General features: G+C 62.0%; 18 protein-coding genes, 1 pseudogene and 1 riboswitch. Of the genes and pseudogenes, 6 read left to right on the forward strand and 13 right to left on the reverse strand.

Annotated elements, in window-relative coordinates; translation table 11 throughout:
• The 3 genes from cobN to cobU are packed head-to-tail and all read right to left on the reverse strand — an operon-like array spanning position 1 to position 5,576.
• A complete protein-coding gene (cobN, locus tag J3O30_RS13380; RefSeq protein ID WP_207580805.1) occupies positions 1 to 3,993 on the reverse strand; it encodes a cobaltochelatase subunit CobN in 3,993 nt (1,330 codons plus the stop codon).
• Between the two features lie 4 nt (positions 3,994 to 3,997).
• The gene (gene cobW / locus J3O30_RS13385; protein WP_207580806.1) at positions 3,998 to 5,047 is read right to left on the reverse strand and encodes a cobalamin biosynthesis protein CobW; all 1,050 of its coding nucleotides are present in this window, start codon (positions 5,045 to 5,047) and stop codon (positions 3,998 to 4,000) included.
• Positions 5,048 to 5,051: 4 nt separating this feature from the next.
• Positions 5,052 to 5,576 carry a bifunctional adenosylcobinamide kinase/adenosylcobinamide-phosphate guanylyltransferase gene (gene cobU, locus J3O30_RS13390; protein ID WP_207580807.1) on the reverse strand — a complete coding sequence of 175 codons (525 nt, stop codon included), beginning with the start codon at positions 5,574 to 5,576 and terminating at the stop codon, positions 5,052 to 5,054.
• Between the two features lie 131 nt (positions 5,577 to 5,707).
• A riboswitch (cobalamin riboswitch) is annotated at positions 5,708 to 6,104 on the reverse strand.
• A gap of 253 nt (positions 6,105 to 6,357) precedes the next feature.
• Here cobU and J3O30_RS13395 point away from each other — a divergent pair.
• Complete coding sequence (locus tag J3O30_RS13395; protein WP_207580808.1) at positions 6,358 to 8,148, forward strand: chloride channel protein; 1,791 nt, start codon at positions 6,358 to 6,360, stop codon at positions 8,146 to 8,148.
• A gap of 26 nt (positions 8,149 to 8,174) precedes the next feature.
• Here J3O30_RS13395 and J3O30_RS13400 read toward each other — a convergent pair whose 3' ends face one another.
• The 4 genes and pseudogenes from J3O30_RS13400 to J3O30_RS13415 all read right to left on the reverse strand — a co-directional run bounded on the left by J3O30_RS13400 (position 8,175) and on the right by J3O30_RS13415 (position 10,770).
• Positions 8,175 to 9,263, reverse strand: a complete 1,089-nt coding sequence (locus J3O30_RS13400; RefSeq protein ID WP_207584325.1) for an adenylate/guanylate cyclase domain-containing protein — start codon at positions 9,261 to 9,263, stop codon at positions 8,175 to 8,177.
• Between the two features lie 308 nt (positions 9,264 to 9,571).
• Entirely contained in the window at positions 9,572 to 9,952 is a 381-nt protein-coding gene (locus J3O30_RS13405) for a DUF1127 domain-containing protein (RefSeq protein ID WP_246762669.1), read from the reverse strand.
• A 12-nt stretch (positions 9,953 to 9,964) separates the two neighbouring features.
• Positions 9,965 to 10,240, reverse strand: coding sequence for a DUF4242 domain-containing protein (locus J3O30_RS13410; protein ID WP_207580809.1), 276 nt, complete (start codon positions 10,238 to 10,240; stop codon positions 9,965 to 9,967).
• A 42-nt stretch (positions 10,241 to 10,282) separates the two neighbouring features.
• Positions 10,283 to 10,770 (reverse strand): annotated as a pseudogene (locus tag J3O30_RS13415) (hypothetical protein).
• 187 nt (positions 10,771 to 10,957) lie between these two features.
• Here J3O30_RS13415 and J3O30_RS13420 point away from each other — a divergent pair.
• Positions 10,958 to 12,091: a helix-turn-helix transcriptional regulator gene (locus J3O30_RS13420; protein WP_207580810.1), complete on the forward strand. Its 1,134-nt coding sequence runs from the start codon at positions 10,958 to 10,960 to the stop codon at positions 12,089 to 12,091.
• Between the two features lie 121 nt (positions 12,092 to 12,212).
• Here J3O30_RS13420 and J3O30_RS13425 read toward each other — a convergent pair whose 3' ends face one another.
• Positions 12,213 to 12,983 carry an SDR family oxidoreductase gene (locus tag J3O30_RS13425; protein ID WP_207580811.1) on the reverse strand — a complete coding sequence of 257 codons (771 nt, stop codon included), beginning with the start codon at positions 12,981 to 12,983 and terminating at the stop codon, positions 12,213 to 12,215.
• An 89-nt stretch (positions 12,984 to 13,072) separates the two neighbouring features.
• Positions 13,073 to 14,524, reverse strand: a complete 1,452-nt coding sequence (locus J3O30_RS13430; RefSeq protein WP_207580812.1) for a cobyric acid synthase — start codon at positions 14,522 to 14,524, stop codon at positions 13,073 to 13,075.
• A gap of 716 nt (positions 14,525 to 15,240) precedes the next feature.
• Between J3O30_RS13430 and J3O30_RS13435 the strand changes: the two genes are divergently transcribed.
• Together J3O30_RS13435 and J3O30_RS13440 are read left to right on the forward strand one after the other, a co-directional pair.
• Positions 15,241 to 16,242, forward strand: coding sequence for a glycine betaine ABC transporter substrate-binding protein (locus tag J3O30_RS13435; protein WP_207580813.1), 1,002 nt, complete (start codon positions 15,241 to 15,243; stop codon positions 16,240 to 16,242).
• 20 nt (positions 16,243 to 16,262) lie between these two features.
• Positions 16,263 to 16,625 carry a hypothetical protein gene (locus tag J3O30_RS13440; protein WP_207580814.1) on the forward strand — a complete coding sequence of 121 codons (363 nt, stop codon included), beginning with the start codon at positions 16,263 to 16,265 and terminating at the stop codon, positions 16,623 to 16,625.
• A 72-nt stretch (positions 16,626 to 16,697) separates the two neighbouring features.
• Here the strand turns inward: J3O30_RS13440 and J3O30_RS13445 are convergent, their stop codons facing one another.
• Both J3O30_RS13445 and J3O30_RS13450 read right to left on the reverse strand, forming a co-directional pair.
• Entirely contained in the window at positions 16,698 to 16,853 is a 156-nt protein-coding gene (locus tag J3O30_RS13445) for a hypothetical protein (protein WP_003540537.1), read from the reverse strand.
• A gap of 99 nt (positions 16,854 to 16,952) precedes the next feature.
• The gene (locus tag J3O30_RS13450) at positions 16,953 to 17,894 is read right to left on the reverse strand and encodes a LysR family transcriptional regulator (RefSeq protein WP_207580815.1); all 942 of its coding nucleotides are present in this window, start codon (positions 17,892 to 17,894) and stop codon (positions 16,953 to 16,955) included.
• Between the two features lie 75 nt (positions 17,895 to 17,969).
• Between J3O30_RS13450 and J3O30_RS13455 the strand changes: the two genes are divergently transcribed.
• A complete protein-coding gene (locus tag J3O30_RS13455; protein WP_207584405.1) occupies positions 17,970 to 18,251 on the forward strand; it encodes a hypothetical protein in 282 nt (93 codons plus the stop codon).
• A 55-nt stretch (positions 18,252 to 18,306) separates the two neighbouring features.
• Here J3O30_RS13455 and J3O30_RS13460 read toward each other — a convergent pair whose 3' ends face one another.
• On the reverse strand, positions 18,307 to 18,915 hold the full coding sequence (locus J3O30_RS13460; RefSeq protein WP_207580816.1) for a LysE/ArgO family amino acid transporter: 609 nt from the start codon (positions 18,913 to 18,915) through the stop codon (positions 18,307 to 18,309).
• Between the two features lie 100 nt (positions 18,916 to 19,015).
• Between J3O30_RS13460 and J3O30_RS13465 the strand changes: the two genes are divergently transcribed.
• A complete protein-coding gene (locus J3O30_RS13465) occupies positions 19,016 to 19,909 on the forward strand; it encodes a LysR family transcriptional regulator ArgP (RefSeq protein WP_207580817.1) in 894 nt (297 codons plus the stop codon).
• 40 nt (positions 19,910 to 19,949) lie between these two features.
• Here J3O30_RS13465 and J3O30_RS13470 read toward each other — a convergent pair whose 3' ends face one another.
• On the reverse strand, positions 19,950 to 20,309 hold the full coding sequence (locus J3O30_RS13470; protein ID WP_207584327.1) for a hypothetical protein: 360 nt from the start codon (positions 20,307 to 20,309) through the stop codon (positions 19,950 to 19,952).
• Positions 20,310 to 20,370: the final 61 nt, after the last annotated feature.

The following is a 20,370-nucleotide window of genomic DNA, read 5'->3' on the forward strand; positions in this document are numbered from 1 at the left end:
TCACCTTGTTCTATTGTTGGCGGCCAGGTCGAACCGGGCCGAATTGCTGCGCGGCGTCCAGAGGCTGCGGTCGATCGCCTCGCACAGCCGCTCCTTCATCTCGTCGAATGCTGCCGGGTTCTTCTCCATCATGAAGGTACTCACAATGGGATCGGCGACGAAGGCCTGGTATACCGCCTCGAAATGATGGGCGCCGACTGCACCCGTCGTCGCCGAAAAGGCGAAGAGATAGTCGACGGTGGCGGCAATCTCGGCCGCACCCTTGTAACCGTGGCGCATGACGCCCGATATCCATTTCGGATTGACGACGCGCCCGCGCACGACGCGGCCGATCTCCTCTTCCAGCGAACGGATCACCGGCCGTTCCGGCCGGGAATGATCGTTGTGATAGATCGAGGGGCGGGCGCCGGCGAGCTGTTCCGCCGCCGCCGCCATGCCGCCTTCGAACTGGTAATAATCGTCGCTGTCGAGCAGATCGTGTTCGCGATTATCCTGATTCTGAACGACGGCCTGCACCGAGCGCAGCCGCTCCTCGAACAGGCCGCGTTCGGCCTTGCCCTCCTCGCCGGCGCCATAGGCATAGCTGCCCCAGACGAGATAGGCCTCGGCGAGATCGGCGCGCCGCTCCCAGCCTTTTTCGTCAATCAGCGCCTGCAGCCCCGCGCCATAAGCGCCGGGCTTCGAGCCGAACACCCGGTAGCCCGCTCGCCTTCTGGCCGAGACCTCGTCGAGGCCGGCTGCGGCAAGCCTTGCCGCCTCGCCGCGCATGCGCGCGGCGATCGGATTGTCGGCCTCGTCCTCTTCAAGCGCGCCGACGGCGCGGACCGCCTTGTCGAACAGGGCGATCTGCTCGGGAAAAGCGTCGCGGAAGAAGCCGGATATCCTGAGCGTCACGTCGACGCGCGGCCGCCCGAGCATTGCCGGCGGTATGATCTCGTAGCCGGTGACGCGGCGCGAGCTCATGTCCCAGAGCGGCTTGACGCCAATCAGCGCCAGCGCCTGGGCGATGTCATCGCCGCCGGTGCGCATGTTCGACGTGCCCCAGGCCGTCAGCCCTAGGGAAGCCGGCCATTCGCCGTGATCCTGCGCATAGCGGCGAACCAGCAGTTCCGCGGATTTCTTGCCGAGTTCGTAGGCGGCCGGCGTCGGCACGGCGCGGCTATCGACCGAATAGAAATTGCGGCCCGTCGGCAGCACATCGGGCCGCCCGCGCGTCGGCGCCCCGGAGGGGCCGGGCGCAACGAAGCGGCCGTCGAGGCCGTTAAGCAGGCCTGCGATTTCGGCTGGCCCGCAGGCCAGGATCGAAGGCTTGAGGCGGGTCTCGATCTCGGAAAGCACCGCCCGCGTCGCCGGCCAGTTCTCAGGGCAGACGATCTGGCCGGAAACGAACTTCGCCGCCAGGAGCTCGATGCGCTCGACGGTGTCGCCGTTGGTGCGCCAGGGGGCGTCGAGGAGATCTGCTAGGATGGCATGACGTGGGGCTGTCCAGGGGGCGGCCATGTCGCAGTCGAGAGGATCGAACGTGGAGTTACCCCCCTCTGTCCTGCCGGACATCTCCCCCACAAGGGGGGAGATCGGGGATGAGAGGTCCCGCTCCAACTGCTCGGCCGAAGGTGCGGCAACTTCAAACGTTTCTTTTGTGGGAAGCCCAAGCCTCTTGCCGATCTCCCCCCTTGTGGGGGAGATGTCCGGCAGGACAGAGGGGGGTGCCACAGGCACACCGCCCACCCCCACATCACCCGCAATCGCCCGCTGCAAACTCGCATCCCCGCCCTCACCCAGCCCCCGCGGCACCCGCGCCAGCGCCACCGTCAGGTCGGTCAGCAGCCGCCCTTCGGGCGAAACGCCGAAGATATGCAGCCCGTCGCGGATCTGCATTTCCTTGAGGTCGCAGAGATAGGCGTCGAGCTTCTTCAGCGCCTCGCCCTCGCTTTCGCCGCTGATTATGCCGGCATCCCGGTCGAGGCCGATATCGGTGACCAGATCGAGGATCTGCCGGCTGAGCAAGCGGATGCGGCGGGGATCGCCGCCGGAGGCCTCGTAATATTCGTCGACCAGCGCTTCCAGATCCTTGAGTGGTCCATAACTCTCAGCCCGCGTCAAAGGCGGCGTCAGGTGATCGATGATGACAGCGGCAGTCCGGCGCTTGGCCTGCGTGCCCTCGCCCGGATCGTTGACGATGAAGGGATAAAGATGCGGCAGCGGCCCGAGGATCACCTCGGGATAACAGCCTTCCGACAGCGCCAGCGCCTTGCCCGGCAGCCATTCGAGATTGCCGTGTTTGCCCATGTGGATGACCGCATGTGCACCGAATTCCTGGCACAGGAAGACATAGAAGGCAAAATAACCGTGCGGCGGCACGAGATCCGGCGAATGATAGCTTTCCTTCGGATCGATATTATAGCCGCGCGGCGGCTGGATGCCGACGAGCACGCCGCCGAAGCGCGCGAAAGGCAGGGCGAAGCCGCCCTCGCGAAAATACGCATCGTCCTTAGGATTGCCCCAGCGAGCCCTCACCTCATCTTGAATCTTATTGGGAAGAGATTGAAAGAAGCTGTTGTAGCGAGCGAGGGAAAGCGTTTCGCGAATGACCCTGCCGTCGTGGCCGGAATTGGTCGGCCCTTCCATCAGATGCCGGATCAGCGCGTCCCCATCTGCCGGAATGTCGGCGACCGGGTAACCCGCGGCTCCCATGGCGCGAAGCACCGCGATGGTGCCGGCCGGCGTATCGAGGCCGACGCCGTTGCCGAGCCGGCCGTCGCGGTTCGGATAATTCGCCATGACAAGCGCGATGCGGCGATCACCGGCCGATCTCTTCCGCAGGCGCGCCCAGTTGGCGGCAAGTTCAGCCGTATAACTCACCCGGCCGGTATCGGGTTCGCTGCAGACGATGTTGGTCTCGACAGCCGCGTCATAACGCGCTGCCGTCTTGAAAGAGATCGCCCGCGCCAGCACCCGGCCGTCGACTTCAGGAAGCGCCACGTTCATGCCGAGATCTCGTGCCGACAAGCCTTGCGCGGAAGCGGCCCAAGCCTCCCGCGACGAGGCCGACAGGATCGCCTGCAGCACCACCGCCCCATTCGCTTCCAGCACCGTCGGCTGCCGGTCAGCACCTGGTGCCGAGACGGCAAAGCCGGTCGTGTTGATGACGACATCGGGTTTCAGTGCCGCAAACACGCTTTCGAGAATACCTGTCGAGACGGGGTCCTTGAGGCTATAGGCAAAAACCGGCAGTGGCCGCAGGCCGAACGCCGCCAGCGCTTCGACCAGTGCCTCGATCGGGGCGGTCTCGCCGCTCTGGACGAGGGCGCGGTAGAAGCTGATGGCGACGATTGGCCCAAACGCCACCTCCTCCGTCGAATGTGGGATACCCCCCTGCTCGACGGACGAAGGCGGCGCGACATGCGAACCGGCAACCTGCCGCCACTCCTGCACCCCGATCAGCCCCCGCCCCGGCCACCAGATGCCCGCCTTCATCAAAGGCACTGCCGGCGCCGGCTTCTCGGCACCTGACAACATCGCCGAGGCATAATCGAGAAAGCCGCGCGCATTGGCGTCGCCGCCTTCGATCAGATAGGCCCAGAGCGCATTCATATCGTCGAGATCAACGTTGGAAAAAGGAACGAGCCCCGCATCCGGCCGGGCATCGCCCGGCAAGACCGCAATCAGCGCACCGGCGCGGGACGCTGCCGCGTGCAGCGCCTCCAGCGTATAGTGGAAATAGCTGGCACCGCCGAGCGCACGCACGATGATGAGCCTGGCATGCCGCGCCGTGCGTTCGACATAGGTATCGACCGACATCGGATGCTTGAGGCTCATCAGGCTGGCAAGTCTCAGCGAAGGCGCCGCCCCATGCTCGCGATGGGCGGCTGCGATGGCGGCAAGCTCGCTGTCGGCGGCCGACAGGAACACGATATCGCCCGGCGTCTGCCCGAGGTCGATCGCCTCCTCGCAGTCGCTGATCGTTCCCTGTTGGGCCAGAAGCAGATGCATGGGATTACGCCAGCGCCTCGATCGCCGCCCTAACAGCGTCCTGGTCCATCTCGTGCAGACCGATGACCACGAGGCGCGTGGCGCGCGTTTCGCTCGGGGCCCAGGCACGGTCGAAATAATGGTCGATGCGGTTGCCGACGGCCTGGATCTGCAGGCGCATCGGCTTGCCGGCGACATCGACGAAACCCTTGAGACGCAGTACGTCATGGTCGGCGATAATCGTCTTCAGGCCAGCAATGAAGCCGGCGGGATCGGCGACCGGGCCGAGTTCGACGACGAAGCTGTCGAATTCGTCATGGTCGTGCGGCGCGCCGTCCTCATGCTCCAGCTCGTGATGCGATTTGCGGTTGGCGACATCGTCCTCCGTGCCGATGCCGAGGCCGAGCAGAATTCCGGCCGACACCTCGCCATTTTTCGCCTCGATCATCACCGGCTTGCGCACCGTGCGGGAGGCGACCTCGTCGCGAACCCTGATAAGGCCGGCAGCGTCGATCAGGTCGGTCTTGTTGAGTACGATCAGATCGGCGCAAGTCAGCTGATCCTCGAACAACTCCTCGATCGGGCTTTCGTGATCGAGCGATTCATCTGCGCCGCGCGCCGCCTCGACGGCATCGTGGTCGTCGGCGAAACGGCCGGCGGCGACAGCCGCGCTGTCGACCACGGTAATGACGCCATCGACCGTCACCTGGGTGCGAATGTCAGGCCAATTGAAGGCCGCGACCAGCGGCTGCGGCAGGGCAAGGCCCGAGGTTTCGATGACGATATGGTCGGGCCGCTGTTCACGCTCGAGCAACTTCGTCATCGTCGGGATGAAATCGTCGGCGACGGTGCAGCAGATGCAGCCATTGGTCAGCTCGATGATATCGTCCTCGGTGCAATTGTCAGCGCCGCAGCCCTTCAGCACCTCGCCATCGACGCCGAGATCGCCGAACTCGTTGATGATGAGCGCGATCTTTTTGCCGCCGGCATTGGTGAGCAGGTTGCGGATCATCGTCGTCTTGCCGGCGCCGAGAAAGCCGGTAATGACGGTTGCGGGAATTTTCTGCTGGTTCATGAACTTAACCCTTCATTTTCAACGGCAGGCCTGCCGCGATGAAATAGACTTCGGCGGCCTTGGCCGCAATTGATTGGTGCAGCCGGCCGGCATGATCGCGGAATTCCCGCGCCATGCGATTATCCGGCACGATGCCGAGGCCGACCTCATTGGAAACGAAAACGAGCTGCGCCTTCGCCTGCGGCAGAAAATCGGTGAGCGCGGCAAATTCCGCCGCCATATCGCGCTCATCCATCATCAGATTGGTGACCCAGAGTGTCAGGCAATCGATGAGCACGACGCCGCCCTCGCGGTCGATAGCGTCAAGCTTGCCGACGAGATCGAGCGGCTCTTCATGCGTCGTCCAGGACGGGCCGCGATCGGCTCTATGTTGGGCAATGCGCGCCTGCATTTCCTCATCCCAGGCGCGGCCGGTCGCGAGATAATGGCGGTCGAGGCCGATCGAAATGACAAGGGACTCGGCGAAGCGGGATTTCCCCGAACGGGCGCCGCCGAGGATGAAGACGGTGTTGGAGGGAGCGGTCGTCATGCGCAGACGCCCCTTTGGTGGGATGCCGCACCCCACCCACTCGATCGCGCCGCACAAGGCCGCGCCGAATTCAATCGTTCAGCCAAAACAACCTCCGTGCTGGCAGCGGGCCTCTTGCCCAGGGTTGGGCTTCTCGCCCGGCACGGGATGGCAGGTCTCCTGGCTCGCGGTTATCGGCCGCGATCGGGGCAGACCGGAAACCGGTCGCCCTGATCGTGCCAGCGGATCTGCCTCGCCTTCCCGGCTGCATCGATGAAAAGGTGGACGATTCGTAGACTTAAGAGGCGTCCGACCCCGGTTGATCATCATGCATGTCCAGTGGCTTTTCCGGCATGTCGCCCGTCCCGCCCGCTTGCATTATTGCAAGCCGCCGGCCGGAAGGGCTCGATGCCGGATGGAAGACCCTGACCGCTCTACAGTCGCGGGGTCGGCTGTGATGAAGGCGCCCGGCTTGGGTCCGCCCCGTCACATTCCCTTTTCATCCGGAAGGCGTAACACCGATCCGGAACCATCCGTTATATCCGAGGATGGTCAGGTGACCATCCGTTGAGGGATGGTTAGGCAAGCTCAGGGGTGAAGTCAACCGCCCTCGACGGCCGGCAGTGGCTAGACAGGCGAGGCAACGCCAGCAACACGACTTACCCTACCTAAAACATCGTCATTTATCAGATACTTACGTCACAAATATTTATCCAGGGCGCCGGCTTTTCGCCACAATTGCACTGCAAGCGGACTGCGCCATCGCCCTTGACCGGGCCTCTTCCTGCCTAGTTGTCTTGCCATGCTTATGAAATTGGATCGGCGCCGGTTCCGAGCGCTGCGTGTTTTCTTCGACCCGGGGCGGCTGCGGGCGCTGACCCGCCGCAGTGAGGTCGGCCTGTCGCTGGCGGGTGCCGTCGTCGGCATCACCTCGGGTCTCGCCGTCACCGGCATGAGCTACGTCTCCAATCAACTGCATCAGATGGTCTTCGGCATCGACGACAGCGAGCGGCTGAGCTCGTCGGTGATCGACGACAAGCTGCTGCTTCTCACTGCCCCCGTCATCGGTGGCGTCCTGCTCGGCCTGTTGCTGTCCGTACTGGCGAAACGGCGCAAGAAACCGATGGTTGACCCGATCGAGGCCAATGCGCTGCATGGCGGCCGCCTGTCCTTGACCGACAGCATCATCGTTGCCGTGCAGAACCTGATTTCCAACGGGTTCGGCGCCTCCGTCGGCCTCGAGGCCGGCTATACCCAGCTTGCCGCCGGCCTCGCCTCGAAATTCGGCCTGAAGCTGCAGCTTCGCCGCTCCGATCTGCGCACCCTCGTCGGCTGCGGCGCGGCGGGCGCTATCGCCGCTGCCTTCAACGCGCCGCTGACCGGCGCCTTCTACGCCTTCGAGCTGATCATCGGCACCTATACGATCGTCTCGCTGACCCCTGTGGTCGTCTCGGCCCTGGTTTCCACCCTCATCGCAAGGCTGCTCACCCACGGCGATTTCACCATCGACATCGGCAGCTTCGGCGCAGTCGTGCCGGCCGATTATATCCCGGCTATGCTGCTCGGTGGCTTCTGCGCTGGCGTCGGCATCCTGATCATGCAGGGCGTCTCCTTCGTCGAGGAGCTGGCGCGCAAGAGCTCGATCGCCCCGCCCTTCCGCCCGGCGCTCGGCGGCATCGTCGTCGGACTTCTGGCGATGATTTCGCCACAGGTGCTCTCGGCCGGCCACGGCGCGCTGCATCTCAATCTCTCCCGCGAGGTGGCGATCCCGGCGCTGATCGGCCTCTTCCTGTTGAAATCCCTGGCCTCGGCGATCTCGATCGGCTCCGGCTTCAGGGGCGGCCTGTTCTTCGCCTCACTGTTCATGGGCGCCCTGCTCGGCAAGCTCTTTGCCTATTGCGGCCCCTATTTCGCCGATGCGACGCTGACGCCCGTCATCTATGCCGTCGTCGGCATGAGCTCGCTCGCCGTCGCCGTCATCGGCGGGCCGCTGACGATGACGTTCCTGGCGCTCGAAATCACCGGCGATTTTCCGATCACCGCTCTAGTGCTCGCCGCCGTCATCACCTCCTCACTCGTCGTCCGCTCAACCTTCGGCTATTCCTTCGCCACCTGGCGCTTCCACCTGCGCGGCGAAAGCATCCGTAGCGCCCACGACGTCGGCTGGATCCGTAACCTGACGGTGGACAAGCTGATGCGCGCCGACGTCAAGACCGCAAGGGCGGGTATTTCGCTGGAGGAATTCAAGCAGGCTTTCCCGATCGGCTCGACCCAGCGCGTCATCCTCGTCGAGGAGAGCGACAAATATGCAGGCCTCGTGCTGGTGCCGGAGATCTACGCCAACCCGACCGACGCGCAGGACGAGGGCACGACGCTTGCCGATTTCATCCACTACCGCAACGATTTCCTGCAGCCGCAGATGAATGCCAGGCAGGCGGCGGCGATCTTCGACAAGAGCGAAAGCGAAGCACTCGCCGTCGTCAACAACCTGATCGAACGCAAGGTGATCGGCCAGCTCAGCGAAAGCTATACGCTGCGCCGCTACAGTGAAGAACTTGACCGTCGCCGTCGTGAGGTCTCAGGCGAGATCTGAACTTGGTCGCGCCTTTGATCGGCGCTTCATGACACAGAGTTGGCGAGCTTGAAGACGTCGGCCCGCTTTGAAACTCCACGCAATTCGAACGACCCGAGATACTCGCAAGCCACCGTACAGTTGGCCGCGAAACTCTCCGACAGCAGAAGGTGCTGCTCAAGCGTACCGCAGAGTTTCTCCAGCCGCGAAGCCTCGTTGACCGCCCTGCCGATCACCGTGAAGTCGAGCCTGCCGTGAGCGCCGACATTTCCGTAGAAAAGCTCGCCTAGATGCAGCACGACATCGATGCCGATATCGGGGCCTCCATTGCGCGTCCGCTCGCGATTGAGCTCTTCGTTTGCCTTCAGCAGATTCTGTGCCGAAGCCAACGCAGCCTTACACGCCCTTTGCGGATCCTCGGCGTCCGTCGGAAAGATCGCCAGCACGCTGTCGCCCATGAACTTGAGGATCTCGCCGGAATTTTCCTCGACATGCCGGTCGATCAGCTCGAAATGCTCGTTGAGAAACCCGACGATCTCGCCTGGCTGGTAGGCCTCGGTCAGCGCCGTGAAATTGCGGAGGTCGGCAAGCAGGATGGCGGCATCGATGGAGCCACCCATTCCCCTGCGGGTTTCGCCCGCAAGGATGCGCGCACTGGTCCTGGCGCCGGTATAGACGGCGAGGATATCGGTCGCGGTCTTCGAAACCGCCACGCGGTAAGCCGCCAGCCCCAGCGCCGGGAACAGCTCTTCTATGATCGCCAGCTGTTGATCGGAAAATCCGCCCGGCGCGTCGCTCGTCAGCGAGAATCCGAGCCCGCGCAGCGCGACTTCCTTCGGGAATTCGAACAGGCTGATCACGTGATCCGTGCCACCGGCGAGCGCGAATTCGTTGAGTTCGCTGTAATCGAGCCCCTCGCCGCTCGCCAGGTTCCATCGCCCCTTTGTTTCGCCGCGGCTCAAAAGGTGAAAGATCGGCGTCTTCTCGAAGTCACGTTCCGTCTCACTGCCGTGCTCCGCATTTTCAAGGACAGTCGCACCGCCCCGCATGAAATTAGCCGAAACGCCGCGATACATGGGATGGAGGGACGGCATTCTGATACTCGCCCGCCAGATCGGAAATCCGTCCGCGATCAGCCGGTCGCACAGACCGGCGACGAGGTCGCCAATATGCTCGCTGGTGATCCCCTGCTCTATAAGCCATTGAATATGATTTTTAATTTTTCAATCTCCGCATGAGGACCGAGAACCGGCAATGGCCATTTCGCCCTCGAGCCCGATGAGCAGAACGGCAGAACGGGCGCTCAACGAGCGGTCTTACACCTGCCGTTCATTAACCTGCTTCGCGTCGTTATACTACACCCGGGCGAATGGGAGTGATGCGGAATTCTGGCCTTTTCTCGTCGAGCGTTTTGCCTCGCTTCGATGTGCAAAGGGCTGCTCGGTCAGCGGAATCTGTTCCAGTCTCCATCCCGCGAGGCGACGAACGGGATCTCGCTTCTCGACGCCGCAATGTCCTTCAGCATGTGGTCCGACAGCGCGCCAAGCCGATTTTCCACCGACTGCCGTCGTTGCCACAGGATGAAGTTACGAGCCGGAGAAAACAGCAGCAATACCGCTTTGGACAGTCGCAGTTCGAACCCGTCTGCAAGAGCTTCTCGCTCATGATTGTCCCCGGAGACGCGTGCGCCGATTACAACATCGCTGCGCCTGCGAGCCGGCCGGCGCCTCGTCCGCCGGCCAGCTCCCGCGCCCCGGCGCATCACCTCGAAATCGGTTTGCGGAAGGGCTGTGCGCGGATGGAAAGTGGGGTTGCCGCGCCCCATCGAACGCGGCGTTTAACGCGCGGCCGAATGAGGGCCGATGAGGCTCGTGATCTCCGTCACGCGGTCCGCAGGAAAGCCACCCTTTTCCGCGTGCCGATAGACCGCTTCCGCACTCTCGGCCTCATGAACGCAGTACATCTTGTCGCCAGTCACATAGCTGGTGATCCAGCTATAGGGTTCGCCGAGGGAGGCCACGACGGCGTTGGATTTCGCCGAGATCTCGCGCAGGGTTTCCTTGCTCATATCTCCGAGACCTGGAATATTTCGTTCGACAACGAATTGCGGCATTGTTTTATCCTTTCATGATGCCTTGAGTGACGCAGCGCTTCATCAACCGTGCGCATGCCGGCAGCTGACGTCGGGGTTCATGTCGGCGAACGATCCCTTCGGATTGTCCTTCCATGCCCAGACATGCAGCTCGTAGAAAGCCGGAAGGCCGTACGGTTCGGTGCATTCGTGAAACTGAACAGCTGACCGCCGAGATTGGCGGGACCTTTCGTCGTGATGTATTCGACGGCGACCAGTTTCATCTTGCCGTGTTCGTCAGGCTCGTACATCACGGCTTCCGGCTTGGAGAGATCAACGGCCTCATCCTTGATGAGGTCGGCATTGACATAGTGGATGCCCATAGCACCCCCATCGATGCCGCTGGTGCACGGGATCGGCGAATAGCCTTCCCTGACGGCCTGGTTGACGTCCTGGAAGCGCGCATTGGCCTCCCGGACCTGGTTCGGCAGGCCGGCGCCGCCGCCGAGCGCTGCAGCCGGTAAAACTGCGATAAAGAGAAGCGCCGCGATCGGCGCTTTGGTCGCTTTCATGAAGATTGCCCTCCAATTTCTGGTTGTCCAAGCCGAGTGGAATCCGGCCGGCAGTGGCGTTGTAAGAAATCCACGCGATGAAACATCTCCCGCGTGGGGGATGAAATCTTCCGCAAATCCCGGAAATGAAGGCGTCCTGGCCGGCGGCAATTGACCGCGCAGGCCGGGCTGATGCAGGTTTGCGATCATGGAACAACAGCTGTCGGAAATCATTGGCGCTATTTATGATTGTGTGGCCCGGGAGGATGCCTGGCCAAACGCTCTTCGTCTGATCAATGGCCAGGTGAATGGGTTTTTGACCACGCTTGCCGTCTTCGACACCACCACCCGTTCCGCACGGCTGGCTCAGATCGCCTGCGACGACGGAGAAGCCATCAGCACCCTCGTCGCGCATGCGAAGGACGTCCCGTTCTTCCACCTTCTCCACCGAATGGAGATCGATCAGCCGGATACGCTGGAGCGAATGTTCTCCCTCTATGGACCCGATGGCGAAGCCGTCTGGAAGAGCGGTGCGCTCTACCAGAACTTTCATGCCAAGTATGGGGTATTGAACTCGATTGACATGGCGGTGCTGAAGCGCCCGACCCGGGTCGGGACAATCAACATTTCGGTGCAATACGAACCGAGCGAGCGACGCGTCTTCGACATTGTCGGGCTACTCGGCCCGCATATCCGCCGTGCCGTGACGATCCACGACATGTTCGAGATGGAGCGCGCCGAAGCAGCCGTCCTCAGGGAGGTCATCGACGCTCTCGACCATGCGGTCTTCATCGTTGCTGAAGACATGACAATCCTTTTCGCCAACCATGCCGCAGAAGCACGATTGCGCGAGCAGCACGTCGTTCACTCGCTTTCAGGCCGGCTGGCCGCGCGCTACGCTTATGCAGGCGCTGCCCTTTCCAACGCCGTGGCGCTTGGCGCGCGGGACGAAATCAGTCTCGCAGCGGCTGGGATCGATGTCCCGCTTGCCTCGGCCGAGCGCCCCGCCGTCGCGCACGTTCTGCCGCTGCAGCGGCGCACCGAAAGGGGACGTTTCGAAAGCCGCGCGGCTGCGGCGATCTTCCTCGCCGCCGCGGGAACGGTGACACAGTCGGCCGTCGAAGCCGTTGCCGCCCTTTTTGCTCTCACTCCAGCCGAACGGCGCGTGGTCGGCTACGTCTCCGAAGGCATGACGCGATCCGAGATCGCCAACGCACAAGGCGTTGCCGACGGCACCGTGAAATCGCAACTGGCCGCCATCTACGACAAAACGGGAGCGGAGGACCAGCGCAGCCTGCAGCAGCTCGTCCGCGAACTCAGTCCGCCTGTCAGGCGCGCGTGACGTCTCGACCTTGAACTTCGGAGCGATTGGCGGAAGACGTGAAAACGGGGCCGGGGTCCCTCGGTACCGAACCGAGCGCCATCACATCCATAGAGAACCGCCAGACCGATATTTCCAACGCTCACATCCTGACCGTCATGCCGCCATCGACCGTCAGGACGTGGCCATTGACGAAGGAGGCGGCGGCGCTTGCAAGAAACAGCGCCGCGCCGGCGATCTCGTCGGGCCGCCCCCAGCGCTGGACCGGAATGCGCTGGCGCACGAAGGGCATCAATTCCTCGTTCGCGGCCATCGCCGCATTGGTTTCGGTGGCAAACCAGCCCGGCGCAATCGCGTTGCTGGTGATGCCGTGCGGACCGAATTCGACCGCCATACCGCGCATCAGGCCGGTCAGGCCCTGCTTGGCTGCCGGATAGACGCAGTCACCGGGCATGACGACATGGCCGCTGATGGAGGTCACCGAGATCAGGCGGCCGTGATTGCGCCGCTTCATCAGCACGGCGGCGTCCCGCGAAAGCGTCATCGCGGCGGCCAGATCGGTGCGCAGCAGTTCGATGATGGCATCATCATCGAATTCGGCCAGCGGTCGCCTGTCACGGGCGCCGACATTATTGATCAGGATGTCGAGGCGACCGTGAGCCCTTTCGATATCGGCCATCAACGCACGCTGGGCCTCGCGATCGGTGATATCGAAGGCGGCGGCCTCCGCTGTGCCACTCGCCGCACGGATGATCCTTACGGCGTCTTCCAGCGTCGCCGCCGTGCGTCCGGTAACGATGACATGGGCGCCGGCCTCTGCAAGGGCACGTGCCATCTCGAAGCCCAGGCCACGGCCGCCGCCGGTCACCAGCGCCACCTGACCCGTCAGTGAAAATCTATCCATCACGCTCATCGTCTTACCGCTCTCGATCAGCTCCGCCGGGGCAATTAATGGACTCAGTCAACTAATTTGGCAAGAGCAGAACGAAGGATGCATCCGGCCTAACCGAGCAGTCCGGCCAGCCAGCGCGGATCGAGGTGACGTTCCAATTCCCCGGCGATCTCGTCGAGCGCCTGCTCGACGCTCTCGCGGTAATTCCTTCGCCCGCCTGATAACCCGAAGCTCTGCAGCAGCCGGGCGCGGTAGGCGTCGCTGCCGAAGAGCCCGTGCAGGTAGGTGCCCATGATTCGGCCGTCGGCCGAAAGCGCGCCATCGGGTGCCCCGTCGATGATCGCCGAAGGCCGGGTGCCATCCGGGCCGCGGGTGATGCCGAGATGGATCTGGTAGCCGGCAAGCGGCACGTCGTATTCGGTCGAGCGGGCATGACTGTTGCGCACGGTTTTTTCAGGCGCCATCTCGGTCTCGACGTCGAGAAGCGCAAGCCCCGGCGCCTCGAGCATTCCGCCCTCGATGCCGAGTGGATCGTGCACCGTCCGACCAAGCATCTGGTAGCCGCCGCAAATGCCGATCACCCGGCCGCCGCGCCTGACATGCGCCTGGAGGTCGCGGTCCCAGCCCTCAGCCCTCAAGTCGGCGAGATCAGATATCGTCGATTTTGAGCCGGGAAGGACGATGAGGCTTGCAACAGGCAGCCGCTCGCCTGGTCGCACGAAGACCAGCTCGACATCCGGCTCGCTCCTCAGCGGATCGAGATCGTCGAAATTGGCGATACGGGGCAGCACCGGCACGGCGATCTTCAGCCGGCCCGCCCCGCCCTTCGCCAGCCGTTCGAGCACGACCGAATCTTCGGCCGGCAGGCGTGCCGCACCCGGCAGCCACGGCACGACGCCGAAACACGGCCAGCCGGTAAAGCCTTCGATGGCGCGGATGCCGTCGTCAAACAGCGAAACGTCGCCGCGAAACTTGTTGATGATATAACCCGCAACCATCGCTCGGTCGCCCTCATCAAGGATCGCCTGCGTGCCGACCAGCGAGGCGATGACGCCACCGCGATCGATATCGCCGACGAGCACGACAGGCACGCCGGCACGCGTCGCAAAGCCCATATTGGCGATATCGGCGACCCTGAGATTGATCTCGGCCGGCGATCCGGCACCCTCGACGATAACGAGGTCGGCATCTGCTGCCACTTTTTCGAAACTCTCGAGCACCGCGCCGAGCAGTTGCGGCTTCAGCCGCTGATAGTCGCGCGCCTTCGCCTGGCCGAACACCCTGCCCTGCACGATAATCTGGCTGCCGTTTTCCGATTGCGGCTTGAGCAGCACCGGGTTCATGTGCACCGAAGACGGCGTGCGTGCGGCCAGTGCCTGCAGCCACTGCGCTCGGCCGATCTCGCCGCCGTCATCGGCAACCGCTGCATTGTTCGACATGTTCTGCGGCTTGAACGGCCGGACGGCAAGCCCGCGATTGGCCGCCAGCCGGCAAAGGCCAGCGACCAGCACCGTCTTTCCGACATCCGAGCCGGTTCCCTGCAGCATGATCGCTCTTGCCATGGTGGCCGCCTTTCGCTGAGGCGAGGCCTACAATGGCCGGCGACACCGGGTCAAGACTTGGCACAGGGTAAGACTTGGCCCGGGTCAAGCTTCCCGCAGAAACGCGAAAACCGCGCATGGCCTTGGCTCTGCGCGGTTTGCCGAAAACTCAGGCGTCTTCACCCCTACACGGCGAAGCTCGCTTTCTCCGGTACGCACTACCTGAACCGGAGAAGCGGCGGTCATTCCCGCCACGACCCAACTGATAACGGCACATTCTTACCGGAGAGTTATTGAAGCCTTACGCAAATGTTAATTTTGATCTTTTTTGACATTCTGGTCGAAATTTCTGCAGAAGACCCGACGGTGATCGCCAAGAGCGTGCACTGCGCTCAAAGGCGCCATTTTCCGGATATTGAGATAAATTCTTCGAATTCAATAATTTAGTCCGGCGACCGTCAGCAGAAGATGGTTGATTTCTGCGACCGAACGCGTAGGCTTCCCAAAAACCGCCATTTTCGAGCATGACCTGCAATGAGCTGCCGGAGCCGCAAGGACGGAAGGCACCCATGAACCGGAAATGTATGTCGCGGCATCGCCCGTCAGTCATTTCCTTTTGGGCGCCAGAAGGATTTGTCGCTGATTTCCGACCCTGGCTGCGCGTCCGTAGATTCAAGGTATCACAGCGTCATTAGCGCGTCTGAAAAGGCCGGCGCTGTAAAGAAGAATTCGGGGAAATGACGATGAAGACGTTTCTGATTCCCGCCGTCTTTGCCGCGGCTCTTTCTGTCGTCGCGCCGGCCGAAGCCGCCGAATGCGGCAATGTTTCGATCGCTGAGATGAAATGGGCCTCGGCCGGTATTGCGGCGAGCTTCGACAAGATCATCCTGGAAAAGGGCTACGGTTGCGCCGTCACCATCGTCGACGGCGACACCCTGCCGACCTTCGCCTCGATGAATGAGAAAGGCACTCCCGACATCGCCTCGGAGTACTGGATCAATTCCGTCAGGGCCTTGCTCGATCAGGCCGTCAACTCCGGCCGGCTGGTGCAGGGAGCCGAGATCCTGGCCGACGGAGCCGTCGAGGGCTGGTGGATCCCGAAATTCATCGCCGACGCCAATCCCGACATCCGTTCGGTCGAAGATGCGCTGAGACATCCCGAGCTCTTCCCCGCCGAGGACGATGCCTCGAAGGGCGCTATTTACAATTGCCCAGCCGATTGGAGTTGTCAGATATCAACCACCAACCTGTTCAAGGCGCTTGCCGCGGACAAAAAGGGCTTCGAACTCGTCGAAACCGGCAGCGCCGAACGGCTCGACGCCTCGATCGCCCGCGCCTTCGACAATAAGATCGGCTGGCTCGGTTATTATTGGGCGCCGACCGCAATCCTCGGCAAATACGAGATGACGCGCCTGAGCTTCGGCGTCGGTCATAACAAGACCGAGTGGGACCGCTGTACGGCGGTTTCCGGCTGCCTCAGGCCCCAGCTTAATTCCTATCCGGTCTCGCGCGCCTTCACATTGATGACCAGGTCTTTCGCCAGTCGCGCGGGACCTGTCACCACCTATCTCAAAACCCGCAAATGGGACAATCAGACGATCAACCAGGTGCTTGCCTGGCAAGACGAAAACCACGAAAGCAACGAGGATGCCGCGATCCATTTCCTTCGCAATTACGAGGGCCTCTGGATGAAATGGGTGCCCGCCGATGTAGCCGAGAAGGTCAAGGCGAGTTTATAACGCCAAAAATACGATCAAGCATGGACGATTCGATGACAGGCAACGTTCCCTTTCCCGACCGCGATACCGTTGCGGAAAAGCTTGCCGCGCTGTCGGAGACGGACAAATCATATCTGACGCTGCTCATGGAAAATGTCGCTCAGGACGACAACCTGCTCGACGGCCTGCGCCGCCATCTCGACATCGCAGCAGGGTCGCGGTTCCTGAACTCGCTAAAACTCGAAAATCTCGGAATATGGCTCGGAGCACATGCGCCGGATCGGCTTCAGATCCGGGTGATGGAAACCGCCCGCTCCAGCCAGCATCCTGCCTACCAGGCCTTCCGGACCGGTCTTGACCGATCCGGCGGGCTGGAAAAGGCTTATCCCCCGGTCAATACTTGATCCGGCCCAGTCGATAATTGATTCTGTCCAGGAAAGCTTTATCCGGCATCCCCGGAGGAATGTGAACGGTCTTTACTTCTTTGCAGCACGGTCAACCGAGCGGCCCGCATCCTGCGTTGCATTTACGGTGTTGGCCGTATCTTTTCCTATGCCGCGGATCGTGTTGCCGCAGGAGGAAAGCGCAAGAAGTACCATCAAGGCTGCGGCGATTTTGGCCGTTGTCGTCATTTCGAATATCCTTGTTTGAAATCAACCCCGAACGGGACTTATGCCGTTCGCGCCGATAACGCACAAGGGGACAAAAGGTTCAACGCCTGAAAGAGATCATCAGGCGGCGACCGCCTTCGCTCTCTCGGCAAAGGCGCCGCGAATGCTGTCGGCCACTGTCTCGATCGGCCCGGACACCTGCGAGGCGGTCAGCAGGCGGATATCGAAGGCGCCGAGTTCCGGCAGGCCTTCCTGCGGGCCGAGGATCGCCATGTCCTCATTGACATAGGACAGCGGCAGCGGCGCAATGGCGAGATCGGAGAGCACGGCGGCGCGCTGCGCCATGGTGTGGCCGCTGAGATAGGCGACGCGATAGTGCCGCTTGTTGCGTTCGAGCTGGGAGAGAGCCTCCTGGCGCCAGATGCAGCCATCCTCCCAGATCGAGATCGGCAGGGGATCGCGCCGATGCGCCGAACCGCACTTGGCGCCGGCCCAGACCAGCCGCTCGCGAAACACCACCTCGCCGCCTGTCGGGAACGGCCGCGTCGCACAGTTGATCAAGGCCAGGTCGAGCCGCTGTTCCTCCATGCGCTTCTTCAATCCCATGCTCATGTCGATCGTTACGTCGACCATGATGCCGGGATAGCTCTCCGCGAAACTCTTCAGGATGCTCGGCAGCAGCCGCTCGCCGATATCCTCCGGTGCGCCGAGCCTGACGACGCCGCTGAGCTCCGGCATGATGAAGCGCGACACTGCCTCGTTCGACAGCGCCAGGATGTTGCGGGCGTAGGACAACAGCATCTCGCCGTGGCGCGTCAGCGACACCGAGCGGGCATCGCGCAAAAACAGCGTCGCGCCCAGTTGTTCCTCGAGCTTCTTGATCTGCATCGACACCGCTGACGGCGTGCGAAAGACCGCCTCCGCGGCGGTCGAAAAATTGCCAGTCTCGGCAATGGCAACGAAGGTACGCAACACGTCGTTGTCAAGCAGCGGAATGGGACGGCGAAAGGGAAGACTCATCGTCGCATCTTTCAATTTTTCTGATTTATAACCGCATATCATTTTGTTTGATTGAATGTCAATCGCTCGCCATATTTCGAGGGGTCAGCAGCCGATGCAGCAAAAGGAGGCCCCGACATGTCGAACATGAGCATCTGGAATATCGTACAGGCCCTTTCCGCGTTCAAGTCGCAGAGGCGCAGGGATGTGAACCATGAGCATGCACTCCGGCAGCTAAGGCGTTTTCCGTCGCATCTGCTGGCCGATTGTCAGCCCAAGATAGAGTTGACGGTCGCCGCCTCTGCTAGCCGAACCGCTGCTGAAGATTGTAAGCTCGGCGTGCCTCACCATGTGCGCCCATCAGGAAACATCCGTCCATCAAAAAGCTTGCGCGCCGTTGTGATCGTCCGCGCCCCCTGACCGACCCGTTTACCGCCGGATCCAGCACATTTCCATCTCGCCGGTCGAACGGCCATCACATCCCGCCCAACAGCTTGAACGCGATGATCCACATGGTGAATGCGACGAGCGTTTCCAGCATGCGCCAGGATGAGGGCTTCGAGAAGATCGGTCGCAGCCACGTGGCGCCGTATCCGAGCGAAAAGAAAAACAGAAAGGAACCCGTCACCGCCCCCGCAGCAAACGAAGCCTGCTGTCCCGGGTAGCGTGTCGATATCGTGCCGAGCAGCACGACCGTATCGAGATAGACATGCGGGTTGAGCCAGGTCAGTGCAAGGCAGGTCATGAGCGTCTGGCGAAAGCTCGATGGTCTCGCTTCTGCTTCCGCGAGGCTGGCGGACGAGCGAAAGGCGGAATAGAGGCTCTTCGCTCCATACCAGGCCAGAAACGCGGCTCCTCCATAGCGCATGACCGGATCGAGCCAGGGCATAAACCTGGCGATTTGCTGCAGGCTGGTCACGCCAAGCACGATCAACGCTGCATCCGAAAACGCGCATGCGAAACAGACGGAAAAGACATGTTCGTTGCGCAGGCCTTGGCGCAGAATAAAAGCGTTCTGCGCGCCGATTGCGACAATGAGGCTGAGGCCCATCATCAGGCCGGTGACATAGATCGAAAAATTCATCGCTTCGGCGAACGCCCCTGCTTCGGTAAGGGTTGCCGTATCGCCGTGAAGAGAATTAGGCTAATTAATCTGGCTTATCTCAATTAAGCGAAACTTAATCATGCTCGATTACCCCGCCCTGCGCGCCGTCGCAACTGTTGTCCAGACAGGCAGCTTCGATAGGGCTGCGACCGTGCTGAACGTCACTCCCTCGGCCGTTTCGCAGCGCGTAAAGCAGATCGAGGAGCGTCTCGGTACCGTCCTCATCGTCAGAGGCACGCCGTGCACGGCAACCGAAAAGGGAGAATGGCTCTGCCGCCATATGGAGAATGTCGGCATGCTCGAAGCCGAACTCTTCGGGCAACTGCCGGCTCTCGTCGATCCCGACGAACCACGCCAAAGGGTGACGCTCCAGATCGCGACCAATGCCGACAGCCTTGGGACATGGTTCGTGGAGGCCATGTCGAACTTCGCCAAGAGTTCTTCCTACCTCTTGAATATCGCCGTCGACGACCAGGACCACACCGCCGAATGGTTGCAGCGCGGACGGGTGATCGCAGCCGTCACCAGCCTTGAGAAGCCGGTCCGCGGATGCCGGCGATTTGCACTCGGCATTCTGCGCTACCACGCTACGGCAACCCCCGACTTCGTGGCACGCCACTTTCCGGGCGGCGTAACCGCCGAGGCAATCCGCAATGCCCCGGCGCTCACCTTCAATCAGAAGGACAGGTTGCAGAGCAGCTGGGTAAGCAGCAAGTTCGGACGCGATCTCGATTATCCCACCCATTGGCTGCCGTCGACGCAGAGTTTCGTCGAGGCGAGCCTTTCGGGCATGGGATGGGGAATGAACCCGACCCAGCTCACCCGCGAACATCTCGCATCGGGACGGCTGGTCGAATTGGTTCCCGACACCCCACTCGATGTCCCACTATACTGGCAGATAAACCGCCTCGCCGCCGATCGCCTGGCGAAGCTGACGCGCGAGGTCATCACGGTGGCCAAGCGCAATCTCTGAACGCGTTGCTCAGAACAGCAGCGGCTCAAAACAGGCGCTGTCACACGTACGCCGTGCGGCTGCCGAATTCGCTGGTGTCGTCAAAATTCTTCGTGCCGATACGCTCGCTCTCGCCGGAGAGATCCTGCGGAGCCTCGGTAGCGGGCTTCGATGCGGCGGACGCCTCGGTCTTGCTGCTCTCGGACGCTTCGAGCTTGGCAATCTTTGCTTCCAGCGTCTCGATGGATTTTTCGATTGTGGCCTTCTCTTTCTCGTCCTGCGTTTGCGACAGGGCTGCCTGCTTTTCGGCAAGCTGCGCCTCGAGAGAGGCAAGCTGGTCCGACGAACTGGACGACGAGGTTGAAGCGGTTGAACTCAAAAGGGTGGATGCGGAACTGGAAATTGCGCTGACCATGCGGATGACCTTCGATATTCGATGTCATCTTTCTAGGCCGCGAATGATAAATAAAGTACTATGAAGT

It is taken from the genome of Rhizobium sp. NZLR1 (genome assembly GCF_017357385.1).
Taxonomy (GTDB): Bacteria; Pseudomonadota; Alphaproteobacteria; order Rhizobiales; family Rhizobiaceae; genus Rhizobium.